This is a genomic window from Spirochaeta lutea (assembly GCF_000758165.1).
In the GTDB taxonomy this organism is placed as follows: Bacteria; Spirochaetota; Spirochaetia; order DSM-27196; family Salinispiraceae; genus Spirochaeta_D; species Spirochaeta_D lutea.
The window spans coordinates 1-22,271 of sequence record NZ_JNUP01000069.1 but is presented as its reverse complement, the minus strand read 5'-3'; the positions used below and the strand labels follow the sequence as shown (position 1 = coordinate 22,271).

Here is a 22,271-nt window from a genome sequence, read left to right as displayed (position 1 = left end):
CCCTGGAGTGAGGAAGCCTCCTCACTCAACCTACCTTCACCACCATCCTCTGGCCCATACCCCCTGAAGAGTGTACAATGAGGCCGAACTTAAACAGAATGCCTAGTGCGCAGTGAGGCTCTAGGGTATTTCTGGCCGGCACCGGCCTCCGGCTCGTAGGTACCGGCGCAACGAGGATATGCGCATAACATTTTGGCAGGTAACCATGAACCGAATTTCCATAGCGCCCCCTGTGGCGCTTCGAATGGTGGGCACCTATCTGCGGACCAAATTGGCCGAGCAGATTCGGTCCACCTTTTTTATCGTCGCCTACCTCCTGGTGTTCCAGGTGCTCATTTTCCGGGCCCCCCTGGTTAACGCCGGGCTCCTGGCCCTGGGACTCGGCTTCGTCATTCTGGGGCTTACCCTCTTTCTCGAGGGCATCTTCCTGGGCCTCATGCCCCTGGGAGAGCGCATCGGGTTGACTCTGCCGGTCCGGGGCGGATTGGCGGCGGTGCTAGCCTTCTCCCTGGTGCTCGGTGTGGGGGCCACCCTGGCCGAGCCTGCCATCTCGGCCCTGCGGACCGCGGGCAGCGCTATTACCCCCTGGGATTCCCCCCTCCTTTTCGCCCTCCTGGAGCGCTACTCCCTGGAGCTGTCCCTGGTTATCGGAGCGGGGGTGGGCTTGGCGGTTGCCCTGGGGATGCTGCGCTTCTATTTTTTCCTTTCCTTAAAGCCTTTTGTGGTGATTCTCATGCCTCTGGTTCTGGTGCTTTCCTGGTTTGCCGCCCGGCAGCCCGGGGGCGATCAGATCGTGGGCCTTGCCTGGGACTCCGGGGCGGTTACCACCGGGGTTGTTACCGTCCCCCTGATTCTGGCTCTCGGTATGGGGGTTTCCCGGTTCCGGGGCTCCGGTCAGGGCAGCGCCGGGGGCTTTGGGGTTGTCATGCTGGCCTCCGCCCTGCCGGTTCTGGCGGTGCTCATCTTCGGCCTGGCCCTTTCCCCCGGCATGCCCGCCCCCTCCACCGAGGAGGATTTTATTCAAGGGGTTCTCGACGGCCGGGTCCGGCTTATTTCTTCGGACCGGCTGCCCGAGCTCCTGGAAAACCGGGGTACCCCCCAGGGCCGGCACTACTATGCCCTGGCATTGGAATCATCCCAAACCCAAACCCAAACCCAGAATTCGCCGGGCGAATCCTCTCAGTATGCCGACCGCCCTGCTGCAATTCCCAAATCGGCGGAGAGCCGTGGCGCCGTCCTGGGGCTGCTCGGCACGGAACTCCGGGGAGCCGCCCGGGCCATCCTGCCCCTGGCGGGGGTGCTGAGTCTGCTGCTGTTTTTGGTGCTCCGGGAGCGGACCCGCTACCTGGACGAGGTGGCTCTGGGGATTGTGCTTTCCTTCCTCGGGCTTGTCCTGGTTACCAGCGGAATTCTTCTGGGGCTCTCGCCCCTGGGTGATGAGATCGGTCGGCGTCTGCCCGAGCAGCTTGATCCGGCCCCGGCGGTCCAGCGTACCCTGCGTAATTTCGACGAGACCTCAGTGGTCCGGGGCTACACCCCCCAGGGCGAGCCCCAGCAGCTCGTTATTATTCACGGTGCGGGGGGCACGGAGGTATACCCCTACCGGGAAGAGAATCATAACCGTTCCCTGGGGCTCTACGAACTCATCGTACCCGCCCAGATTCCCCTGGGGCTGCCCCCGGCGGTTTGGGGGCTGGGGGTGGTGTTGGTCTTCGCCTTCGGGTTGGGCTACGGTTCCACCCTGGCTGAGCCCGCCCTGGCGGCCATGGGTAAAACCGTGGAAACCATGACTGTCGGTACCCTCCGGGCCAAGGCGATTATCGCCGTGGTCTCTCTGGGTGTGGGGTTCGGACTGGTTCTGGGGGTGCTTCGGATTGTGTACGCCATACCCCTCTTGAACCTGCTGCTGCCCGGCTACGGCCTGGCCCTGATTCTGACCCTTTTCAGCGAGGATGATTTCGTCGGCATCGCCTGGGACGCCGGGGGTGTTACCACCGGACCGGTAACAGTACCTCTGGTCCTCTCCCTCGGTCTGGGCATCGGCACCGCCCTCGGGGTCTCCGACGGCTTCGGCATCCTGGCCCTGGCCTCCCTCTGCCCCGTCATTACCGTTCTGCTCTACGGAATCCTGGCCCGGATCCGCCGCCGCGCCATCCTGGCAGAAACCGAGGAGGTTCCCCATGCTTGATTCCCTTGCCCCCCAGCTCCCCGAGCCCTCCCCGGTCCACCGCCTGACCCTCTTTACCAACCACCGGGCCGGATCCGAGGCCGCATCCTGGCTTCGTTCCAGGGGGATTCACCTGCTCTACCAACAAAGCGGCAGGGTAGTCCGCCGGCGGGTGCATAAGCGCCGCCTGCTGCCCGGCGTACTATCCCGCCTGGATGACAGTCCCTCGGACGTCTTCACCTGCATCCTCAAACCCCAGGACAGCCCCGACCTCCTGGCCGGCCTCTACCAGCACCTTGACCTCTCCATCCCCGGCCGGGGCAGCCTCTATCTGCAACACGCCAAGGAGTACCTTCCCCTGGATGTTCCCTCCGCCGGGGCGCTTGGCCCCATAGCCCCTGCAGAACCTGCCGACCGGGCCCCGGGTCGCTCCGCCCAATCCCCCCAGACCCCCAATACGGATGCCTTCCAAAACCCAGGCCCCCCCGGACCCGGCGCAACCGCCCCAGGAGCCGACAAAACCGGCCCAGCCCGGGCTGCCGGCCGCCCGGATCCGGTGCAGCACCTGCCCGGGAGTCTGGGCGGTCTGAGCCTGCTCACCTGTATTCTGTCCATGCCCGGCAGCGGGGAACGTCTTGCCCGGGTCATGCTGGATCTGGGAACCTCCGTGCCTCTGGTTACTCTGGGAGCCGGAACCGGCTTCCGGGATCGCCTGGGCCTATTGCGGATTACCGTTCCCAACGATAAGGAAATAGTCCAGGTGTTGATTCCCGAGATGGATCAAGAAGCCGTAATCAGCCAGTGTGTGGAAATCGCCCGGCTCAACCGTCCCGGCCAGGGCTTTCTCTACGCCGTGCCGGTCTACCAGGCCCTACCGGATACCCGGGTACAGATCGGCTACCAGAGCCGTGCCGCCAGCCTGGATCAGATCATCGCCACCCTGGACCAGCTCAACGGCGGGACCGCCTGGCGCCGCCGGGTACGCTCCCCGGGCAGCGAGGGCCTGCAGATTCGGGGTGCCGGATCCGAGGTCAGCTTCATCTGCGAGGAGGGCAAGGGCTCGGCCTTCGTCCAGGCCGCCATGTCCGCCGGCGCTCCGGGAGCCACCACCGCCCGGTACTCCCGCCTGGGCCCCCACAGCCTGCTCCCCGGCTCCCGCACCAGCAATGCCGCCCGGGAACGCATCACCATGACCGTTCCCAGTCTATCCCTGCCGGGCATCCTGTCCCAAATCTGGCAGGCCCAGCACCTCACCGGTATTGCATTGGAATCTCTGCAAACCATCCAGGCCCCGGCTTCCTACACCTACCAGTCCGGCTCCTAGGCGCATTCCTTGGGGGGCGGCTGTCCCTGGTTTGCGGAGCAAGGTCCAGGTATCTATAACACTCAGGAAGATCCAAAATCTTTGCTTAGTGCGCAAAAGGTTGTAACTTTCGGTGCTGACGCCGCTACCTGTGGTGTGCCCCTCGGCTGGAGCTGCTATATCTGGTGTTGTTTACAACCTTTTGCACACGACAAAAAAAACCGGCAGATTGCTCTGCCGGTTGGTGTCTTCCGTGTTCTCTAAGAACCCTGCTTAGAAGCGGAAGGAAACGCTCAGTCGGAGGTTAGAGAGAATTCTATCGAAGTTCACATTGTTCCCAGTGTTTCCGCCGAGAAAATCAAAATTCAGGGCGTTCATAATCCCGGTACCGATCAGGTCGATGGTCATGTTCTCCAGGGGCATCCAGCGGAGCATAAAGTCCATGGAGCCTGTCCAGGTGCTGGTGGTCTTTTGGGTGGTTACCTCATCCTTGGTCGTGCTAACCGCAGTATCCGCCGGATCGGGACTTACCGTGGTGCCGGCGACATTGTTTACGGTAGTTACCGTTGTGGTAGTAGAACCTGCTGCGGTGTACACATGAGTGGTTGCGGTGTGGTCCAAGCGGTAGCCCCCGAAGAGCTGGAACTTCTGGGGTACGATGTCCAGGCGCACTCCCACAGGAATGGTCAGGGTTTGCTCGTAGGTGTTGTGGGTATCTTTATCGGCGAAGACAGTGGTTTCGGTTACAACCGCGCTTCCCTGGGCTGCTCGAGTTTCAATATTGTTTGCAGTGGTGGCTGCTACAGCATCGGGATCGGTGTTGGTGGCATCGGTCCAGCTGTAGTTGGTGGTGGTAACCTCATTCGCCTTTGTGGTTGCCTCGAATTCGAAGGTAGGGTGGTATACCAGCCCGGTGCTCAGAGCCAGGCGGTCGTTGGCTGTGGTAAATTCCAAAATACCTGCAAGTTCGGGATTCAAGGTGTTGGTAATAATGGTATCCTTGGCGGTCTTGGTACTGCTATTTGTGTAGCTGGAAAGGTCCGCTGCGCCGTTGGCTAGATCCAGGCTGATGCTGTAGGACTCATTTGTGGTGGTTTCGCCGCTGGCGATGGAGTAGCCGATACCGGCCCGGGTTCGCAGGGCCACAATCTCCGAGAGGGAGAACCGGGGATCCATTTTGGCATTAATACCCAGGCTGAAGGTGCCTCCGGCTGACTCGGCGGGATTCTGGGCACGCTGTTTAGCGAGACCACTATCAGCAAGGGCAAGAAGGCTAGCCTCGTCCCGGGTAGCATCCACAACACTGAATATACTATCGATCCACTCAACTGGAGGAGGAATAGTACCGGGGTTACCTCCAAATGTTTTGGCGTCGCCCAAGAGATCTAATGTGCTGGAGGTTACTGTCAGGGTGCTGTTCTGTTCGGCGTTGGCAGCCCCGGTAACGTTTGTAGTGGTCAGGGTGGTGGTAACCGGCATATCGCTGGGGCTGTTGGGTTCGTAGCCAATCTCGAGGCTTGCGGTAACCGGGGTTCCTTCCCCGAAGAGGCTCAGGGGCAGATCCCCTAAAATCATGAGATCCCAACTTCCGGTATCGCTTACCACAACGTTTTTCCCCTCATTACCGCCGTACTCGGTGGTAAAGGATGTTATCTGGTCATTGGGGGTGGTAAAATCGTTGTCTGATCCCTTGGTCCAGGTGTAGGAGGTGGTTCCGCCCATAAACTCCCGGACATCGCTGTGACTAAAGAGCAGGCTGGCACCGATGGGGCCCAGGTCCAGTCCGAGGATCCATTTGTTAGAGTGATTCTGACTAAAGTTGGAAACATCTATGGCTTGGGTATAGCTGTAGTCGGCGGTTCCGTCGGGCTCTCCGTCGGCATTTACTGTCCTATTGTATTGCCAGTTAGTGGTGGGGTTTACCGAGGGTGTCAAGTCCTCAGTGATAGTGATTTTACCGATAGTGGTCCGGGTGAATCCTCCCAGAATACCTGCCCGCATGCCCAGAATATCCGTGGTGAATCCAAGTTGGAAATCACCGAAATTCCCCGTGTTTACGGTCGTGGTAGAAAAGGGATTTACCGTGTACCCGGGGTCGTCGTAGTTGCCGTAGGCGGTGTACACCCCGATGCCGGAGTAGTTGGACAGCTCCGCCGGGGACCGGAAGATAATGTCCCACTCGTCGTACATGAGTCCCTGGGTTACATCAATGAGCATGCCCCGGGGCAATCCTGAGGTGTCAATCCATGTCTCCTGCTGGGCGCTGAGCCCGCCTGCCAGGAGAAGAACCATGAATACGGCTAATGCAATGCGCTTCATATCAAAGCCTCCTTCGTCGAAATGAATATGCTTTCTGTAATTATACCCCCCCTTTCATATTGATTCAATGAAAAGTCAAATATGCGTATTTTTTGGGGATTACTGCATTTCGTTGCGACAAAAAAAGGGCAGCTCTTCTAGCTGCCCTTATCCGTATTATTCGTTCAACCTATTCGAAATAATGGAAGATTGCATCATCCCCGATGCTGAGGGAATAATAGTAGAAGTCGCTACCGTTGGGTTCGGTGACCTCGCAGTCTTCAATAATGCCCTGGCCCTGGTTAATAAATCCAATACACCGTGCGGACCGTGCAGTCCTGGGTTACCCGGATGCTCTGGCTTTGAATTATCTGACGGGAGGCTTGGCTTGCCTCGGGGTCCAGAAAGGCCAGGCTGTAGGCTGCACCGGGCCAGACCAGGTAGCGGATGGTAAACTCCTGTTCCAGGGGAATGATCCTGCTTACCGAGGTGGGGTAGCCGTCTTTGAGCAGGGCAAGCTGGATGGGGGTACCGGGCTGGAGGGTGGTGGTCTGAGCCGCTGTTTCTTCGCTCTGCTGAATTCGGAACTGCAGGATGCCCATCCGAAGGGTGCCGAGGTCCACCGCTTCGGCGCCGCTGGGAACTCGGAAGGAGTAGGATGCTTGGAAATAGTCCTGGGGGGTAAAGGGCCGCTGGATGTCCGCGTAGAATGATTGAATGCCTTCTTCAAATCCGTGGAAGATCAGGGTGCCCGAGGTTGTGCCCCGGGGCAGGGAGATTTCAAAGGCGGCATCCTGTGGTCGATAGGGGCCTAGTTCCCTTCGGTCGGCCAGTATTACCGAGTACAGCAAATCGGTGTCTGAACAGGCAATACGTCCCCGGACGATTTCCGGATATGCCGGGATCATCCATCCGGAGATAATAATCACCAGTAAGACGTACTTTTTCATATAAATTACCTTGGCACCTCTAAAACTGCCTGGTTTCCTATATTTTGTGCTGTCAAGATTCTTTGCGATGCTTACATAATTCGATTTCGGTGGTTCGCAGATGCTACAAAATCTTTCCACTTTTCCTATGGAATCAATACTAGGCTTTTAGAGGTGCTCCCCTAAAACTTTTAATGTAATATAAAAAGTTTAGTTTCCGGGTATGGGAATATCAAGAGAAAGAACGAGTTATTTAGTTATAATTAGGGGGATGGACATCATGGTTTACAGACTCTACTACCTGGATAAAAAACTGACCCTGCAGAAGGATCGGCGGTATTCCCTTGGCCGGAATCCCGAGGCCGATATTGTTCTGGAAGAGCCTACGGTGTCCCGGCACCATGGAGAGCTGTGGTATGACCAGGGCAGATGGTGGATTATAGACCGGGGAAGCAGAAATGGTACCCGGGTGAATGGCAGGGCCGTACAAAAAGAACGCCTTTGCGATGGCGATCGAATCACCATAGGATCATTCAACCTGGTGTATATTGAACAGGATAGCCGGGGTGAGGATGATGAGTTCTCCCGGCTTCTCCAGGACACCCTGCTTCTGGAGTATCGGATGGCGCGATTGTTAGATGAGGCTGCGGGGGGCGGCAGGATGCGGGAGGAGATCTTCGGTCTGAAGCGGCTGATTAACAAGTCCCGGGATCAGATGCACGCTGCGGCGAATGTGGATGCCCTGACGGGGCTGTACAACCGGCGGTTCTACGACCAGCAGATCCGGTCTGAGGCTCAGCGATCCCTGCGGTACCGGTCGCCGGTGAGTCTGATTATGGTGGATATAGATTTTTTCAAGGCGGTGAACGATCGCCGGGGGCATCAGGCCGGTGATGATGTGCTCCGGGGGCTCGGCGGGCTCTTGAAGGACAACCTGCGGGCCCACGACGTTCCCTGCCGCTACGGGGGAGAGGAGTTCTCCATAATTTCACCGGGGATACCGGGCTCCGAGGCCGGCCGGCTAGCAGAAAAACTGCGCCGCCTGGTGGAGGGGCAGTCCGAGGCTATCTTCGGCTTTCGGCTGACGGTGAGCATGGGGGTGGCGGAGCTTCAGGCCGAAACCCGGGAGTACCATGAGAAGGTGATTGATGCATGGGTTGCCCGGGCGGATGCTGCTCTGTACCGGGCGAAGGAAACCGGGCGGAACAAGGTAGTTATTGCCCGGTCTCTGTGAAATACCCGGTGATCTGTTGTGTACTCCGGGCACCCGTTGTCCTGCAATGTCCACCCCGGGCAGCCCGCGCCTCGGCGGGCTTGACCGTGATGGGCCTGTCCCGGACAAGGATTGGCTGTCCAAGGTTGTGGGTCTGGGGAGGCCCGGGCTTGGCCGCACCCCAGTCAGCCGCTGCCCTGCTATGTCAACCTCGGGCTGCCGTTGCCTTGCAATGTCAACTTCGGGCAGCCGCTAACTCCGGGCAGCCGCACCCCGGGTTAGTTGCTCGGGCTGATTACGGATTTGCTAGGCTGATTATGGTGGTAACCAGGGACAGTACCGATCCTACGATGCCCAGGACGGTGCCGATGGTTCCCAGGGTGGGGCCGATGCTAGCGTTAACATTGTTGCGGTGGACGTGGACGGTGTCCATGGGCTGCACGGGTTCGCCGGGTTTCTTTTTATCGCCCCCGGAGGTGCGCAGCTCGTAGGATCCCGAGCCTGCCTGGGGATTTACACCCCCGGCAACATCGATGTAGTAGTCCACGCCCCGGCCCTCGACGAAGGGAATGAATCCCGGGCTGTTTACCGCCCCTTGGACATTCACCCAGAACTGCCGGTACGGGACAACCAGACGGTCGTAGGGTTCGATGGTGATAGTACGGCCGCCTTCGCCCAGGAGCATTTCAATAAAGTTAACGGGAATATGCTCGTCCGAGGATGCTTTTACCAGGTAGGCTTCGCCCAGGGCGGCCTGCTGGGCCAGGAGGGGATAGGCCTGGCGCACCGCGTCCTGGAGGTTTGTTCCGGGTATAAAGTCCTTCCGTTCCCGGAGCCAGGGCTCCAGGCCCGCTGCGGTTACCCGGGCGTCTGAACTTTCCGTGGTGGTCAGGCGCTCCGCCCTGAGGGCTCCCTCGATGAAGAATACCGACTGGCGGACGTTCACGCTGGGAATGGTAAATGCGTCCAGGTTCAATACCGGGATGGCGTTTATCTCCTGGCCGATGGACAGGTTAATGAACTCTTTGATCTGCTCCCGGTTGTTCCGGATGACGCTGGCGTTGACCGGGTCGGCGTCGTCCAGCATTCCCTCTGCATAGCGCTCGATGAGATCGGTCAGGGTATCTGTGGGCAGCAGGGTGTAGGTGCCCGGACGGTATACGCTGCCGGAGATGGTTACCTTTCGTTCCGCCCGGGGAATAGTGATGCTGTCCCCGGGGAGCATGTAGGGGTTTTGGGTGACGTCACCGTAGCGGGTGTACTGGAAGAGGTCCAGGGTACGGCGGGTGCCGTCTGCCCGTTCCAGCAGGATGTTCCGGGTGCTGGAGGTTTCCAAGAGGTGGGACGATATAACATCGCTTAACCGGGTGTATCCGCTGACGCTCACCAGTCCTGAGGTTTCTACCGCTCCCCGGACGAGAACGGTGAAGGTCTGGGCGTAGGGGATAACCAGGCGGTCTCCAGGCTCAATGGTAATGTTCTGGCCGAATTTTCCGACCAGCACCTCAGGAATATCCACGGGTAGGGGCTCCTCGGCCTGGCTCTTTAACAGGTATGCGTCTTTGAGGGCGGCATCCTGGGTTAGATAGGGGAAGATACTTCGGACCACGTCTTGCAGGGAGAGGCCGGTGATGAGCCGCCGGGATTGCCGGTACCAGGGTTTGGCTGTGCCTTCCGTACTCTCTGCCCGGAGCACCTCCTGGCCCTCGTTTTCAATCTTTAAGACGTCCAGGGCTCCCTCAACGTAGTAAAGATCCTGGTTTACCTCATGGGAGGGGATAACAAACTCATCTTGGTTAATAATGGCCAGGGCAGTCTGGGCGGAGGGATTGGAGAGATCAAGATAATCCCTGGTCACCCGTTCCTGGGTGCGGGTCCTGGTAACGTTGGATAGATCGGCCTGGGGAAGCAGGCCGTCGCCGTAATGGTGAATCAGGTCGTCAAAGGTTTCTCCGGGCAGCAGGGTGTAGGTGCCCGGACGGTATACGCTGCCGGAGATGGTGACCCTGCGATCCGCCCGGGGTACTACAATCTCATCGCCCGGGCGCAGGTAGGGGTTCATGGCCGGATCTGCGGTACGGCTGAAGAGGAAGAGATCGGCCTGGTTGGTTTGTCCGTTTCGATGGGTAATGGTGATGTTCCGGTTGCTGGAGTAGGGCAGCAGCCGGGAGCTGAGGATAGCCGAGAGCCGGGTGAGTCCGTCTGCCCGGATAATCCCTGCGCTGGTGACGCTTCCTTTTAGGGTGACTTCAAAGTTTCCCAGGCCGGTTAATACCAGGGCGGGACTGCTTTGGGGGTAGGCGCGCCGGACGATGCCGAGAATTTCCTGCTTCAATTGAGAGAAGGTCTTTCCCCGGCCGTTAACCTGGCCGAGGAAGGCCATATTGACGGTATAATCTTCTTCAACAAAGAGTTCCAAGCGGTTCAGGCCGCTGGATATGCCTCCTCCGGCGGCCATGCTCAGGGCATAGGTGTCTCCGGGGGTTACCAGGTAATCCGGCAGGGTATTGGCGAGGTTCAGCCGGTCGTCCAGGGAGGCAATGGTGACCGGTGAGGCATCGCTGCCGGAGCTGTCCGTTTCGAGGGTAGTCTGGCCTGGGACAGCGGTTTGAGAGTAGCTTGGCATGATTACCGCGGTTGCAAGCAGAAGCACTAAGAAAACCGGTTTTAGGACGAAAGATTTATATCCTATAGTCATGATGCGTATACCTTTATGTGGATTCTGGCTTAGAGCACTACTGTACCTTATTCCATGGGGCGCCGCAAGTTGAAGATTCCCCGGGGAGCCTGCTTGGGGCTAACCAATCTTGGTTATATAGGGATCGGTAGGCCATGGTATTTTTTTGTATACAGTAAGGGGGCGGGGGGAGTACACGGGCCTTGGAATCACCCTGGAAGATTGACCGGAAAAAGTTCTTGACTCAGGAAAAATTCCATGGCCCGGGGGTATACTTAGAGTATGGAACGTACACGAATATCCGCCCGCGCCCTAGTTTTGGGCGCCCTGGCGGCGGCTGTTTTATTGGTAAGCGGATGCGACTTCATTGAGTACCAGGATGGAATATCCGGTGCCGAGGGGGTGTATTCAGTGGCTCTGAGCCAAGAAGGCCGGGTTATCCGTGCCGAGGTCAGCCTGAATTGGGAAACCTGGCAGGAAACCGTGGCGAAAAAGGAAGCCGACGGCGTGCCCCTTTCTCTGCCCACGGACCTGTTCCTGTGGCTGCGGCTCATGCCCGCGCGAGATAATTACGGCTACGGCGGCGACGCTTCGTTTTACCCCGCCGCACGAAAACGGATTGATCCTGCGGTCTTTTATGTTGAGGGGAGCGATCCGGTGGTTCTGGAATTTGACCTGGGCTACCTGGCCCGGAACTACATCGTTCCTGAACTCTGGCCCGAGCGTCTGGACGGGGATAAGACCGATGATCCTAATTATAATTGGGACTATGATCCGAATAAGGACGTTGATGCCCTGGAGGTCATGGTGGCCGACGGCTATGCCCACTCCGAAGACGCCTATACCTATCATACCGTCAGGACCGAGAGTGCCTATTCAGCGGTTAGGCCCAATGATTACAGCGCAAGCCAGTTTACCTTCCCGAGCTCCCTGCCCCGGGGAATCGGGCGCTCGAAGATTACCGGCCTCTATTACGATGAGAACAATCCCGGCCATGACTATGAGTACACCCCGGTTATCCTGCCCACGCCTGGACTGAAGTTCTCAGCCGAGGAGAGTTGGGGCGGTCAGGAGTACACATTAGTATACAGTCCTGGAGAGGGTGAAGAATTTACCCAGGTCCAGGTAGATGGCGTTCCCTGGAGTACTCCGGTTTTGGATGATTCGAATGCCTCGGAAAATGACAATGGCAAGCTGACATGGCGCATCATATTTGAACCTTCGGGTGATCCCTGGTATGTGGACACCTCAGGAGGTTCCCAGCTGGTGCACATCCCAGGTTCGGCCAATACCTGGATCGGCTTCTCCGTCCAGGGCGGTTCCTACCAGTACACCGAGACTTACTACCGGGGCTATCCGATTACGACTATCCTAGACAATGAGACCTTCGACGGCTTCAACCTGCTCACAGAACCCGGGGACAGCAACTGGTACCTGGGCACCCTGAATAGTGGGACGCAGGTTCCCCCGTCCCCTGATGATTCCACCGGATGGGTACTCGGCTTGGGTGCGGAGCCTGGATTTGAATCCCCCTACGAAGCAAACCGCTACGACAGCGCCGTTCTATTCAGCCTCAGCGATACCGAGGCCCAGGCGATTACCGATAACCAGAACCTGGTACTCAGCTTCGACCGCTTCAAGGATTTGGATTACGGATACTATGATTACGTTCAGCTGGAGGTCGTTCCTGATGACCCATGGGGAAGTACCCGGTACTTTACCTCCTGGTGGGGACCCCAGGACATAGCGGAGAAGGGCGGCTGGTTCCGGGAAACCATATCCATGTCCGGCTGGGATCTTCCCGACAGCGGGTTCAGTGTGGAGCTGCGGTTCTTCAGCAACGGCTGGGGCACCGGCAAGGGGTTCTTTGTGGATAACCTCTCTGCCTACGTGCTGGAATAAGGAGAAATGACCATGATGAAATTACAGATACATACGAAGAAATCCGGCTTCCGGGTCGCGGTAGTAGTCGTTCTCGCCCTGGTCTTGGCCCTGCCTCTCTGGGGTCAGACCTCCGGGGATGTCCGGGTGCGGGGTATGGCCGGGGCCTACACCGGGTTGGCCGATGATGCGAACAGTCTGTTCCTGAACCCTGCGGGACTGGGCTACCTGGACCATTCCAGTCTGGTCATCGGCGCCGGAGCTGATTTTGAATTGACCAAGCGGGTGCTCTCGGACCAGGGTGATTTGCCCTATGTCTACGAGGATTACAGTTCCTGGAATCCCGACGCCCCCATGGAGTACGTCTATTGGGACGATTTTCTGAATGCCACTGTTCCCTTCGACCCTGCAGATTACGGTTTTCCCTATGATCCCGAGGACCCGGAAAGTAAAAAGCAGGCAATCCAGGATTACATGACCTACCAGGAGACCTACGAGTTTTACAACTTCGCCCAGGGTACCAGCTACCTGACCATGATTCCCCGGGTAACCTACGCCGAGAAGGGTTTCGGTGTTTCTACCATCAGCGAGTTCTCCATGGACTTCCTGACCGAAGACACCTACTCCGGTCCTGAAACCCCCCTGGGTGTTTCGGTGGTCCGGAAGCTCGGGGTAGTCGGCGGCCTGGGGTTCAATTTGGGCCCGGTGGCCTTGGGTGCCAATGTGAAGTACTACAACCGCGGCCTCTTTACCCTGGATTATACGGCGGAGGATTTCCAGTACGGTCCCCCGGAAGACCTGTTTAAGTTCCTGTTCATGGGGGTTCCCGAGGGGGAAGAAACGACCAACCACTTTGAGTTGGGAATCGGCGCCCTCTTTACCCTGGGAAAACTCAGTGCAGGGGCCTACCTGGATAACCTGCTGTTCTTCCTGGATCCCGAGGGAACCGGGGTGGATGCCAAGGGCATCTTTGAGACCCTTTCGGTGGGTGTTTCTTGGACCCCGACCAACAGCAAGCACGATGAGGACTGGAACTTCCTGAACCTGGCTTTGGCGGGAGACCTAAAAAACATCGGCAGCCAGACCAAGCGTCAGCTGAACGCCGGCATTGAGGTAGGCTTCAATATTGCCCGGGTTCTAACCAGCCATCTACGCCTCGGTTACACCCAGAACCTGCCCGGAACCCTGGGCGAGGCATTCGGTGCCTTCTCTCCCTGGGAAGGGGAGTATACCGTGGGCTTCGGCGGTCGTCTGCTCTTCGGAGAGATTAACATGGCTGCCACCTTCCCGGCAGATGTGGTTCTCATGCCGCCTTCAGGCAGCCTGACGGATGAGGAGAAGAAGCAGCTCTTTACCACAATGCAGGTGGAGGTGCTCTTCCGTCTGTAGATATGGGTTTTAACACAAAAAAAGCTCCCGGTAGGTTCCGGGAGCTTTTTTTATGCCGTGTGACTCGGCCTTATTCCTGCGGGTGGCTTCCGACGCTTCGGTCGACTCCGGCAGCCTTAGGTAGACACCGGCAGCTTTAGGCAGATGCCGACAAACTCCGGCAAACTCCGGCAAACTCAGCGGTCCGGGGCCGAACATAGGATCGGCGGATTTAGGTATTGTTGTTCCGGGTCGTTTGGGCCTGGGGGGAACCGGCCATCCAGGGAATGATGGGAGATGTGGTTTTTTGGTAGGTCCGGTATGCCTCGTATTTTGAGGCTGTTATGCCCTCAGTAAAAATCGTGCTGCCGATGAATAACAGGGTGAGCATGGCCGGGCCGATGATGCTCCAGTGAAGCAGGGTTCCCTGGGAGGCCGCGCCGAGCAGGTAGATGGCCCACCAGAAGCCCAGTTCCCCGAAGTAGTTGGGATGCCGGCTTAACGCGAAGAGGCCGGAGTGCAGAAAGCCGTCCCGGGCGTCTTGTTCCCAGGGGTGGCCCGAGATGTCCTGGCCCTGGCGGTATGCGGTTTTAATCCGGTGGAAATTCCACTGCTGTTGATCTGCCAGGGTTTCATAGACGAGCATCCCCAGGAGAAGGATGGCGGTGAGGAAGGCCGCAGGGGGAAGGCCGGGGATTGCAGAGAGTCCCAGGGGAGTTAGGGCATTGGAATCCGCCTGGGAAAGAATAGATAAGGGCATGGTAAAGAGGATGAAGAGCCCCACCTGATACAGGCAGATGAAGAAAAGATGGAAGATTTGCCAGAGCCAGGGGTTGTTGATGCGGTCCCGGAGGATCGGCCAGCGGTAGTCCTCGCTGCCCGAATAGCCGCCCCGCCTGGCGAAGTTAAACGTGAGCCGGGCACCCCAGAGGGATACGAAAAAGGCTGCCAGGGTGGTCCAGGGACCGTAGCCGGATTTGGCGGCGTAGATCCAGGCGAAGAGGATGGGTGCGGTGCTCCACAGGCGGTCAACCCAGCTGTAGTCCCCCGTGGCCAGGCCGAAGCCGAAGGCGGTCAGGGCAAAGCAGAGGGCAAGCAGGCTGACGATTTCCAGGCCCGAAGCGGCGGTAAGCCAGGGGCCGATTTCGAATCCCGAGACAACCGATAGGCCGATAAGGCTTACTGCGAAAAGTCCAAGTACAAATGCGATGAGCTGTTTCATGGCTTCCAGTATACCCGGAGGCCGGGGAAGTTGCAGCTTGATTTTTCCTAGTGCGCAAAAGGTTGTAACTTTTCGCCTCTACGACACTATCCCTGGGTTAGCTCCCGATCCACGACGCTATATCTGGCGTAGGTTACAACCTTTTGCACACTACCCAGGGCTTGTAAGGGTTCCCGCGGCTGTAGATTGGGCAGGCCGGTGCTGGAACGCCGGCGGTTCTGTGTCTCTGCCGTGCCCCCCCGGGCCGGGAACGGCGTGCCTCCGGGTTGGAATGGCGTGCCTCCCCCGGGCTGGGAACGGCCGGCGGGGCAGGCCGACGGTATCGCCTCAAGCTGTGCCCGGCCCGGGTGGCCGGTGCATGAAGCCCACGAGGGTGCATCAGCGGTACTGCCGGCCCGGTACCTGGGGCGTTCTAGTTGGTTAGGAAATCGAATATATTTGAGGCGCCGCTGGTTTTGCTGCGGTAGATTTCGGTGAATCCGCAATCGGCACAGCTGACAGTGCGGAACTTCTTGTTTTGCACATCGAATAACTTGGCAAAGGTGCCGCCTGTTGCCTGGAATTGATCCAGGTCGTATTCTTGACATCCGCATTTCGGACAGGTCCATCCGCGATCCATAGTTGCTCCTTACCTTAATATGTGGCCCGGGGGCCTGGGGTTCTGTGCCGGTGTTCGGCACCTGGATGAGGATTGTACCCCCGGCGGAGGGGATTATTCGGCTCTTTGTGGAAAAATGGGGGAGTGCGTTGTTTGATGGGCTTGCTTCATGAGTGTGAGAATTCCTTAGTGCGCAAAAGCCTGTAAACGACACCAGATATAGTGGGGCAACCTATAAGTTCCCCCTGGGTGGTGTCGTCGGGGTACAATGTTACAACCTTTTGCGCACTATCAACAGGCTATGCGCTTCTTAGCGGGCCGTCCACGGGATTGGAGAGGGTGCCGATGCCTTGGATCTCAATTTCGATGGTGTCGCCGGGGTTGAGGGCACCGATACCGCTGGGGGTGCCGGTGGCAATGATATCGCCGGGTTCCAGGCGGATATGACGGCTGATGAAGCTGATGATGTGTTCCAGGGTAAAGATCATGTGTTTGGTATTGGAGGACTGTACTGTGCGGCCGTTCAGCCGGGCGGCGATGGCGAGGTTCTGAGGGTCCAGATTCTGGGATGCAAGGTATTCGAGGGTAGCCACTGCGGGGCCGATGGGGCCGAAGCTGTCCAGGCTCTTGCCCCGGAACCAACCCGAGGGATCACTTTTTTGGATGTTTCGCTGGCTGACATCATTAAAGCAGGTGAATCCGAATATTGCCTCCCGGGCTTCTTCCGAGGGTAGGCGGGAACATGGTTGGCCGATGATGATGGCCAGCTCAGCCTCGTAATCTGTCCGGGGGTTGGGGTGATACTCGGTTAAATACTCGGGAATGATGATGGGCTGACCCGGTCCTACCAGGACGTTGGGGGTTTTGGCAAAGAGTACCGGTTCAGCGGGAGCATCCAGATCCTCATTGTTAAAGGTGAGGCTCTCCTTTACATGGTCACGGTAGTTCAAGCCGACGGCGATGATTTTTCCGGGATTTATTGTATAGCTTTCTCGGCTGCCCAGAACAGGAAGGATGATGGGCTGAGAGGATGGGGTCGTGCTAGAACTCACTGTCAAACTCCTTGGCGATGTAGTCTCCCGGGAAGGGTTTGTCCATTAGCAGTTGGACGGCTGATATCATGCCCATACTGGCGTCGATCTGGGGAGGGACCGCCAGGGATTGCACTCCCAGAAGCTGAATGAGGGTGAGAAAGGCATCGTGGTCCACTGCCCGGATGATGGTGTGGCGGTTTTTTTTATGGTAGAAGAATTCCATGGTGTGGGGGGCTTCCTTATCGGCGTCCTGGGCTTCTTGAAGGGCGAGGGTTGCCCGCCCGTAGGACCAGTCTCCCCTGCGCTGAACCTCGAATTGGTCTTCCAGCGGGGCGATGTCAATTCCCGGTTCGGGAACGGTAAAGTCTGCCAGATAGAGCCGCTGCGCCATGGCTGGGTGATCGGCCGTCGGGGTCGCCAGCCCGCTGAGGAAGATGCACTCCGGCAGATGTTCCCCGATGAAGGGGCCGAATTGACTGCGGCTCAGGCTGCGACCGGCGAGGGCGTTGCCGAAAAACTCCACATCGTTTTCGGTATAGGTACCGAAGGCGGCGAACTGGCCCAGGGGGGTAAACCCGGGAACGTCCTCCCAGGGGGCATCCAGAGGATGGTCTGCCGGCGGAGGACTGATTCCCACGGGAATGAGGACGGACAGAATCAGAGTCCTGTTTCCCTCTACTGCCTGCCGGAGCTGGGGACTGACTACTACATAGTCATGTCCGCTGACCGCTTCGCTCACATGGTAGATGTCGGGGTGCATTTCATCCTGGAGGGTGTAAAACCGACAGATCAGGGACTGGTAATGCAACAGGTTATTCAGCATCTGCAGCTCATCACCGGTAAAGGGTCTGGGGAAGTCCCCGTCCTTTTCTGCCTTCAAGATCATGCTGATCCTGTTCGGATGGTTCAGGGTGTGGTAGAGCAGCAATAATTCGCCGAACTGGTCCTGCCAGAGCTCTGCGTCTTCTCCCAACCGGGCAGCATAGCGCTGGATGATCCGGTAGATTGGTTTATCTAGACGTTGCTCGCGTGCCCAAGGGACGATGAGCTGTCCCAGGTCAAGGATGATCTGCTCAATGGTTTGGGCTCGTTGATTGAATTCGTGCATTGGGAATCCTCACTCAATACTATACCTGTTATTCCTGGCGATACAACCGCTGCCAGCGTTCAAGCTCCTGGATGAGGGTATCCTGAGAAGTGCTTGTATTTTCAGGAGCCCGTATATTAGCTATTATCTGGGGTAAAATTACTTCCTGCTTCATCTTTTTCCATTGGCTGGGCAAAATTTCTGAAAATACTAGTTCATCCAGACCCGGCACTGGGTTTTCCAGCCCGGGGAAGTAGGTGCTGGCCCAGGTTGTTTGACCCATGGGGGTGATCGGAAACCCTCCCAGGTAGGAAAGGCCGGGCATCTGCTGATCGATCCACAGGTCGTAGAGGGCTTGAATGCCCTCGGGGGAGGATAGCCAGGTAAAAAAGTTCAGGGTCCGGTCCTGGTTGGTGCTGGTCTTGAGGATCGAGGCGGATACCGGTTGGGAATAGAGGGGAATTCCAGGGTGATTTTGTCCGCCGGTGAACCAGGCATATGCCAGGTTCTGGCGGAGAACGCTGGGGATGCTGTAGTACTCTTGAAAGGAGGTCAGGGTAAACCTCAGGCGTCCGTCGCTGACCATGATATGCCAGGGGTCATAGGCCAGCTCCTGTTCGAAACGCCGCTGCTGTTCCAGGGCGACCTCTTCGGGATCAAACCAGCCCCGCAGAAACTCTGTGAACGCCGTAAAGGCAGAAGGGTTCCAGGACAGGCGGTGCTCCAGCACCGAGGCCTTAAAATCAACCTTGAAAATTTGGGCGGCAGCATAGAGAAACGCCGGATTATTCGTGGGCAGGAAGCCGGCTCGTATCAATCGGTTGTCTTCCAGGGTGTTATATTCCCGGGCAAGAGCAGCAAGTTCTTCCAGGGTGATTCGACGGCGGCCGGCCATAGAGGGATCGTTTTTCCGGTAGACCACTACAGGCAGGGTTGCCGATAGGGGAAGGGCAACGTAGCTTTGGGCTTCAGGATCCATAACCAAGGCACGGGGAGGATAATCGGCCGGGCTGCGGTTCAGGGATGTAATCAGGGAGTTTACCGATGCAAAGAGGCTCAAACTCTGGGGGTAGAGGTGCTGATTGCTGATGATGCCGTCGGGACGGGGACTCATGGTTCTCATGTGGGGAACCAATCCGCCGTCAGCCGCTTCGGCAACCTCTATCCGGATCGGGGGGTCTTGACCTAGGGCGTTATAGGCCTGAGCTGCCAGAATTACCCCGGGGTTGTCGGTTAAGATTAGCGGGCCCTGGGTTTGAGGGGCTTGATCCGATCCGCAGCCGGCGAGAATCACACTCGCGGACAGAATTCCTGCCGCGACTTTGAGACCTGCCCGCAAGCCGCCCCGGAGAATTCTTGTCCAGAACCCCTGCATTAACGGCGGTCCTTGGTTTCGTCTTGTTCGGTTTTGCTTCCTTGGGTTGTGTTTGTACCACCCAGCCGGGCGGCAGTGCGGAAAAGCTCGTTGTATAGCTCGGGGATGTCCTGGGCATCGATGCTGGAGAAGGCAATCCGAAGGAAGGTGCCGGCGATGGATATGGTGCCGATGCCCTGGTCCAGAAGGGCCAGGCGCAGGTCTTCCGAAGAGAATCCCTGGCATCGGAAGCTCATGAAGTACCCGGAGTTGAAGGGCAGGGGCTCCAGGTACTGGCGGGCATCCTGGGCTTCGGGGGTTTCCAGCACCTGGCGGACCGCCAGGTAGCGTTCCTTCATGGTTTGCTCAAAGGATAATTTTTCCTTCTGGTAGTCCGGAGCCTGAAGGGTTTTAATGAGCAGGTGTTGGCTTATTCCGGGGCTGCTGGATACCGAGCTGCGGATGGAGCCCATGAGCTTTTGCAGCAGGGCTTCGTACTGGGGCTGGGTCATGTCCCGGCTTCCGAAGGTAACAAAGCCTACCCGGAAGCCCCATACCAGGTCCTCTTTGGTGGCTCCGTCGATCTTCATGGCCAAAATCCTAGGATGGGCTGTTACCAGCTTAGCGAAGATACTCTCCCGTTCGCACTCGGGTTCAAAGAAGAGCCCGAAATAGGCATCATCGGTTATCACCAGGATGTCTGTGCCCCGGTCTGCCTGGGCCGTCAAGGCTTGGACGATTGCGGCGGCTTCCTGGCGGGTGGGGGTATATCCCGAGGGGTTGTTGGGAAAGTTCAACATGACGGTAATTTTGTCGGTCTTGTCTGCTGCCGTTTCCAGGGCCTGGGAGAATGCCTCCTGGTTGAAGGTGCCTTGAGCGGTAAAGAAGGGAAATTCCTCGATGACCGCTTGACGGCGGCCTTCTATCACGAGGCGGTAATTGCCCCAGAACATATCCGGAATAAGGACTACATCACCGGGATTGAGGAAGAGCTCGGCAGCCTGGAAGATCCCTGCAGTCAGGCCGGGAACTACCATGGGGTGGCTGATGGCTTCCCCGGAGACGATGCTGGGGTTTTTTGAAAGGATCTGATCCTTCCAGAGACCCCGGAGCACCGGAAGGCCGCCGGTGGGGGCGTAGGCTACTGCTTCGCGGCTGGTTAAACCGGGAACCAGGTGCTGCAGGCTGGGCAGCATCAGGGGCTGTCCCGATCCCAGGGCCATGCCGACAGTGGCGTTAAAGCGCTTCGCGTGGGCTGCCGCCTCCGCTGATTGAGCAACGATACCCTTGGGGAAAAACATTCGTTTCCCCAGGTCCGATAACAGGCGCTCGGCAATACTGCCCTGGAGCTGCCGGTTCAGGTCTTGGGCCAGGCTATTCATAGGCCATAGAATACCCAGGGCACTGTTAATTGACAAGCCCATATAATTGACATAGGTTATTATCATGGCTATAGATGGCAAATCAGATAAATCCGGCGAGGGCGGCGGACTATTGGGCTGGATCGTTCAGCTTTTTATGGGTGGAAACGATCCCGAACGGGAAAAACGGCGCCTACTGAAACAAATCGGTAAAGACCTTGGCAAGCTCCGGTTCAAGTTCTATAAACCCAAGGGCGAGATGGCCCTGCCCCAGCTGGCGAAGCTCTTTTTCGAGATATACAAGGTAACCGCCAGCGCATCCAGTCTGATGCAAAACGCTGAGTCCAGCCATGCCCTGCGTGAGATAACCATCGATTATTTTCTGAACGATTCCATGACTGCCCTCCGGGACGGCCTGAGTGAGCCTGCCATCCGGGAGCTTGCCAAGACCATGGATCCTAAATTCCTGGCGAGCAAGCTCAAGGACGACATGCTGACTTTTTTCGGATCCTTCGATTCCAACCTGGTGAAACGGATCAACAGTACCTACAATTTGATCCTCCGGTTCTCCAACTTCGTGCGGTTCGATTACTACTTTACCCTGAAAAAGTTTGATTCCACCCTCTCTGAGGGGGATGTCTCCGGATCGCCCAAGTTTGAAGCCATTAACGGGGAGTATATTGCCGACGACCTGAAGGATTTTCTGGAGGTTGCCCTGCCCATCGACAAGGATGCGGACTGGGATACGGTTTTTGAAATTCTTAAACTCTACAAGGGAGTAGAGGTGGTAAACCGTGCCGGATGGGGACGGGTAACCCAGATAGTAAAGAATATTGTCCATGCCGAGGTGCTAACCCTGGTGGTTCAGCACGTATCCGAGGATCCCTACTACAAGCCCGTGCTGCGGGTCCCCGGCGAACGGATTGTTGAATCGTATCTGAACAGGCTGAAGACCCAGACCGAGCAGATTATCCAGAGGATTGTCCAGGAAAAACGCGGAGCTAAGGTGGAGAAGCTTATTCAGGTGATTTTCGGCGGGCCTGTCACCCCCCGGGTAAAGTACTACACCGACCGGGCGAATATGTCTTTTTCCAAAAAGCTGGGTGTGAGCTACCAGTACACCGTGCCTATTAACTATCTCAAGGCCTTTCTGCTGGACTTTTTCAAGAAGGATGTGAGGGAGCTGGAGGACTTGCTCCTGGTACGGGGTAAGTGGACGACGAATGTGCTGAGCCAGCAGATGTCAGATCATTATTACAAGGTGCTTGAGGTTTCGGATACTCTGCTCGCCTTCGATGAGAGTCTGGGTGAGGAAGGCGAGATCGGACAAAAGCTTAAGCGTTTGGTCGGCAGGGTGATTGAGCGGGACGAAGCAACCGCGCGACCGGTTCGGACCATGGTGGAGGAGATCAACATCCGCGCCCAGAAAATTGTGGCTGAAGCAGCCAACAGCCTGATTTCTTTCGGAAAGGGGATCAAATCCCTCCTGGAAGATTTGGACCGGCCTAACCATGAGCTAATAATCAACTGGAAGGAACTGGAGTCTCTGAGTGAAGAGCCCCTGAAGCAGCGTATGGGTGAGGTGTATAAAAGATTATACTATTTCATTCAGTTGCTGCAGATGTTCGCCAAATCCGGTGCGGTTGACCCCTCGGTTGCGGAGGAGGAGGCTGCTCAGGTTGAGGCTGCTAGCCGAGCCCAAGCCTCGGAAATCGAGGAGGAGGACTTTTGATAGTGCGCAAAACCCTGTAACTTTTTACAAACCTCCCCCCACCCTTG

Annotated in this window: 15 protein-coding genes; 6 read left to right on the top strand and 9 right to left on the bottom strand. The window is 57.5% G+C overall.

Features of this window, described 5'->3' with window-relative positions; genetic code table 11:
- The first annotated feature begins 178 nt into the window (after nucleotides 1-178).
- Both DC28_RS12335 and DC28_RS15810 read left to right on the top strand, forming a co-directional pair.
- Nucleotides 179-2,188, top strand: coding sequence for a DUF1538 domain-containing protein (locus DC28_RS12335; protein WP_081942184.1), 2,010 nt, complete (start codon nucleotides 179-181; stop codon nucleotides 2,186-2,188).
- The gene (locus tag DC28_RS15810) at nucleotides 2,181-3,491 is read left to right on the top strand and encodes a hypothetical protein (RefSeq protein WP_052078860.1); all 1,311 of its coding nucleotides are present in this window, start codon (nucleotides 2,181-2,183) and stop codon (nucleotides 3,489-3,491) included. The genes DC28_RS12335 and DC28_RS15810 overlap by 8 nt, the downstream gene beginning before the upstream one ends.
- Nucleotides 3,492-3,743: 252 nt before the next feature.
- Here DC28_RS15810 and DC28_RS12325 read toward each other — a convergent pair whose 3' ends face one another.
- A complete protein-coding gene (locus DC28_RS12325) occupies nucleotides 3,744-5,789 on the bottom strand; it encodes a hypothetical protein (RefSeq protein WP_037549189.1) in 2,046 nt (681 codons plus the stop codon).
- Nucleotides 5,790-6,070: 281 nt separating this feature from the next.
- On the bottom strand, nucleotides 6,071-6,718 hold the full coding sequence (locus tag DC28_RS12320) for a hypothetical protein (RefSeq protein ID WP_037549187.1): 648 nt from the start codon (nucleotides 6,716-6,718) through the stop codon (nucleotides 6,071-6,073).
- A 250-nt stretch (nucleotides 6,719-6,968) separates the two neighbouring features.
- Between DC28_RS12320 and DC28_RS15805 the strand changes: the two genes are divergently transcribed.
- The gene (locus DC28_RS15805; RefSeq protein ID WP_052078859.1) at nucleotides 6,969-7,931 is read left to right on the top strand and encodes a GGDEF domain-containing protein; all 963 of its coding nucleotides are present in this window, start codon (nucleotides 6,969-6,971) and stop codon (nucleotides 7,929-7,931) included.
- A gap of 274 nt (nucleotides 7,932-8,205) precedes the next feature.
- Here DC28_RS15805 and DC28_RS12310 read toward each other — a convergent pair whose 3' ends face one another.
- Nucleotides 8,206-10,608, bottom strand: coding sequence for an SLBB domain-containing protein (locus DC28_RS12310; protein ID WP_081942182.1), 2,403 nt, complete (start codon nucleotides 10,606-10,608; stop codon nucleotides 8,206-8,208).
- Between the two features lie 261 nt (nucleotides 10,609-10,869).
- Here DC28_RS12310 and DC28_RS12305 point away from each other — a divergent pair, with 261 nt between their 5' ends.
- Both DC28_RS12305 and DC28_RS12300 read left to right on the top strand, forming a co-directional pair.
- Complete coding sequence (locus DC28_RS12305) at nucleotides 10,870-12,489, top strand: hypothetical protein (RefSeq protein WP_037549182.1); 1,620 nt, start codon at nucleotides 10,870-10,872, stop codon at nucleotides 12,487-12,489.
- 12 nt (nucleotides 12,490-12,501) lie between these two features.
- Nucleotides 12,502-13,857, top strand: coding sequence for a PorV/PorQ family protein (locus DC28_RS12300; RefSeq protein WP_037549176.1), 1,356 nt, complete (start codon nucleotides 12,502-12,504; stop codon nucleotides 13,855-13,857).
- Between the two features lie 211 nt (nucleotides 13,858-14,068).
- Here the strand turns inward: DC28_RS12300 and DC28_RS12295 are convergent, their stop codons facing one another.
- The 6 genes from DC28_RS12295 to DC28_RS12270 all read right to left on the bottom strand — a co-directional run bounded on the left by DC28_RS12295 (nucleotide 14,069) and on the right by DC28_RS12270 (nucleotide 20,513).
- Complete coding sequence (locus tag DC28_RS12295) at nucleotides 14,069-15,058, bottom strand: DUF1295 domain-containing protein (RefSeq protein WP_052078858.1); 990 nt, start codon at nucleotides 15,056-15,058, stop codon at nucleotides 14,069-14,071.
- A 412-nt stretch (nucleotides 15,059-15,470) separates the two neighbouring features.
- The gene (locus DC28_RS12290; protein ID WP_037549174.1) at nucleotides 15,471-15,677 is read right to left on the bottom strand and encodes a zinc ribbon domain-containing protein; all 207 of its coding nucleotides are present in this window, start codon (nucleotides 15,675-15,677) and stop codon (nucleotides 15,471-15,473) included.
- A gap of 278 nt (nucleotides 15,678-15,955) precedes the next feature.
- Nucleotides 15,956-16,708 carry a fumarylacetoacetate hydrolase family protein gene (locus DC28_RS12285; protein WP_238565821.1) on the bottom strand — a complete coding sequence of 251 codons (753 nt, stop codon included), beginning with the start codon at nucleotides 16,706-16,708 and terminating at the stop codon, nucleotides 15,956-15,958.
- Nucleotides 16,698-17,798 (bottom strand): hypothetical protein, encoded by a 1,101-nt coding sequence (locus DC28_RS12280; protein WP_037549171.1) that lies wholly within the window; start codon nucleotides 17,796-17,798, stop codon nucleotides 16,698-16,700. The genes DC28_RS12285 and DC28_RS12280 overlap by 11 nt, the downstream gene beginning before the upstream one ends.
- A gap of 28 nt (nucleotides 17,799-17,826) precedes the next feature.
- Nucleotides 17,827-19,152 (bottom strand): hypothetical protein, encoded by a 1,326-nt coding sequence (locus tag DC28_RS12275; protein ID WP_037549169.1) that lies wholly within the window; start codon nucleotides 19,150-19,152, stop codon nucleotides 17,827-17,829.
- The gene (locus DC28_RS12270) at nucleotides 19,152-20,513 is read right to left on the bottom strand and encodes an aminotransferase class I/II-fold pyridoxal phosphate-dependent enzyme (RefSeq protein WP_081942190.1); all 1,362 of its coding nucleotides are present in this window, start codon (nucleotides 20,511-20,513) and stop codon (nucleotides 19,152-19,154) included. Before DC28_RS12270 ends, DC28_RS12275 begins: the two co-directional genes overlap by 1 nt.
- 64 nt (nucleotides 20,514-20,577) lie before the next feature.
- On the opposite strand from DC28_RS12270, the gene DC28_RS12265 reads away from it, so the two are divergent.
- On the top strand, nucleotides 20,578-22,224 hold the full coding sequence (locus DC28_RS12265) for a DUF5312 family protein (RefSeq protein WP_052078857.1): 1,647 nt from the start codon (nucleotides 20,578-20,580) through the stop codon (nucleotides 22,222-22,224).
- Nucleotides 22,225-22,271 lie beyond the last annotated feature (47 nt).

What these genes read in the sequence shown, in the direction of transcription:
- DC28_RS12325 (WP_037549189.1), bottom strand. Translation starts at nt 5,789, where the DNA reads ATGAAGCGCATTGCATTAGCCGTATTCATGGTTCTTCTCCTGGCAGGC.
- DC28_RS12310 (WP_081942182.1), bottom strand. Translation starts at nt 10,608, where the DNA reads ATGACTATAGGATATAAATCTTTCGTCCTAAAACCGGTTTTCTTAGTG.
- DC28_RS12305 (WP_037549182.1), top strand. Translation starts at nt 10,870, where the DNA reads ATGGAACGTACACGAATATCCGCCCGCGCCCTAGTTTTGGGCGCCCTG.
- DC28_RS12275 (WP_037549169.1), bottom strand. Translation starts at nt 19,152, where the DNA reads ATGCAGGGGTTCTGGACAAGAATTCTCCGGGGCGGCTTGCGGGCAGGT.
- DC28_RS12280 (WP_037549171.1), bottom strand. Translation starts at nt 17,798, where the DNA reads ATGCACGAATTCAATCAACGAGCCCAAACCATTGAGCAGATCATCCTT.
- DC28_RS12270 (WP_081942190.1), bottom strand. Translation starts at nt 20,513, where the DNA reads ATGAATAGCCTGGCCCAAGACCTGAACCGGCAGCTCCAGGGCAGTATT.
- DC28_RS12320 (WP_037549187.1), bottom strand. Translation starts at nt 6,718, where the DNA reads ATGAAAAAGTACGTCTTACTGGTGATTATTATCTCCGGATGGATGATC.
- DC28_RS12290 (WP_037549174.1), bottom strand. Translation starts at nt 15,677, where the DNA reads ATGGATCGCGGATGGACCTGTCCGAAATGCGGATGTCAAGAATACGAC.
- DC28_RS15810 (WP_052078860.1), top strand. Translation starts at nt 2,181, where the DNA reads ATGCTTGATTCCCTTGCCCCCCAGCTCCCCGAGCCCTCCCCGGTCCAC.
- DC28_RS12295 (WP_052078858.1), bottom strand. Translation starts at nt 15,058, where the DNA reads ATGAAACAGCTCATCGCATTTGTACTTGGACTTTTCGCAGTAAGCCTT.
- DC28_RS12335 (WP_081942184.1), top strand. Translation starts at nt 179, where the DNA reads ATGCGCATAACATTTTGGCAGGTAACCATGAACCGAATTTCCATAGCG.
- DC28_RS12265 (WP_052078857.1), top strand. Translation starts at nt 20,578, where the DNA reads ATGGCTATAGATGGCAAATCAGATAAATCCGGCGAGGGCGGCGGACTA.
- DC28_RS15805 (WP_052078859.1), top strand. Translation starts at nt 6,969, where the DNA reads ATGGACATCATGGTTTACAGACTCTACTACCTGGATAAAAAACTGACC.
- DC28_RS12300 (WP_037549176.1), top strand. Translation starts at nt 12,502, where the DNA reads ATGATGAAATTACAGATACATACGAAGAAATCCGGCTTCCGGGTCGCG.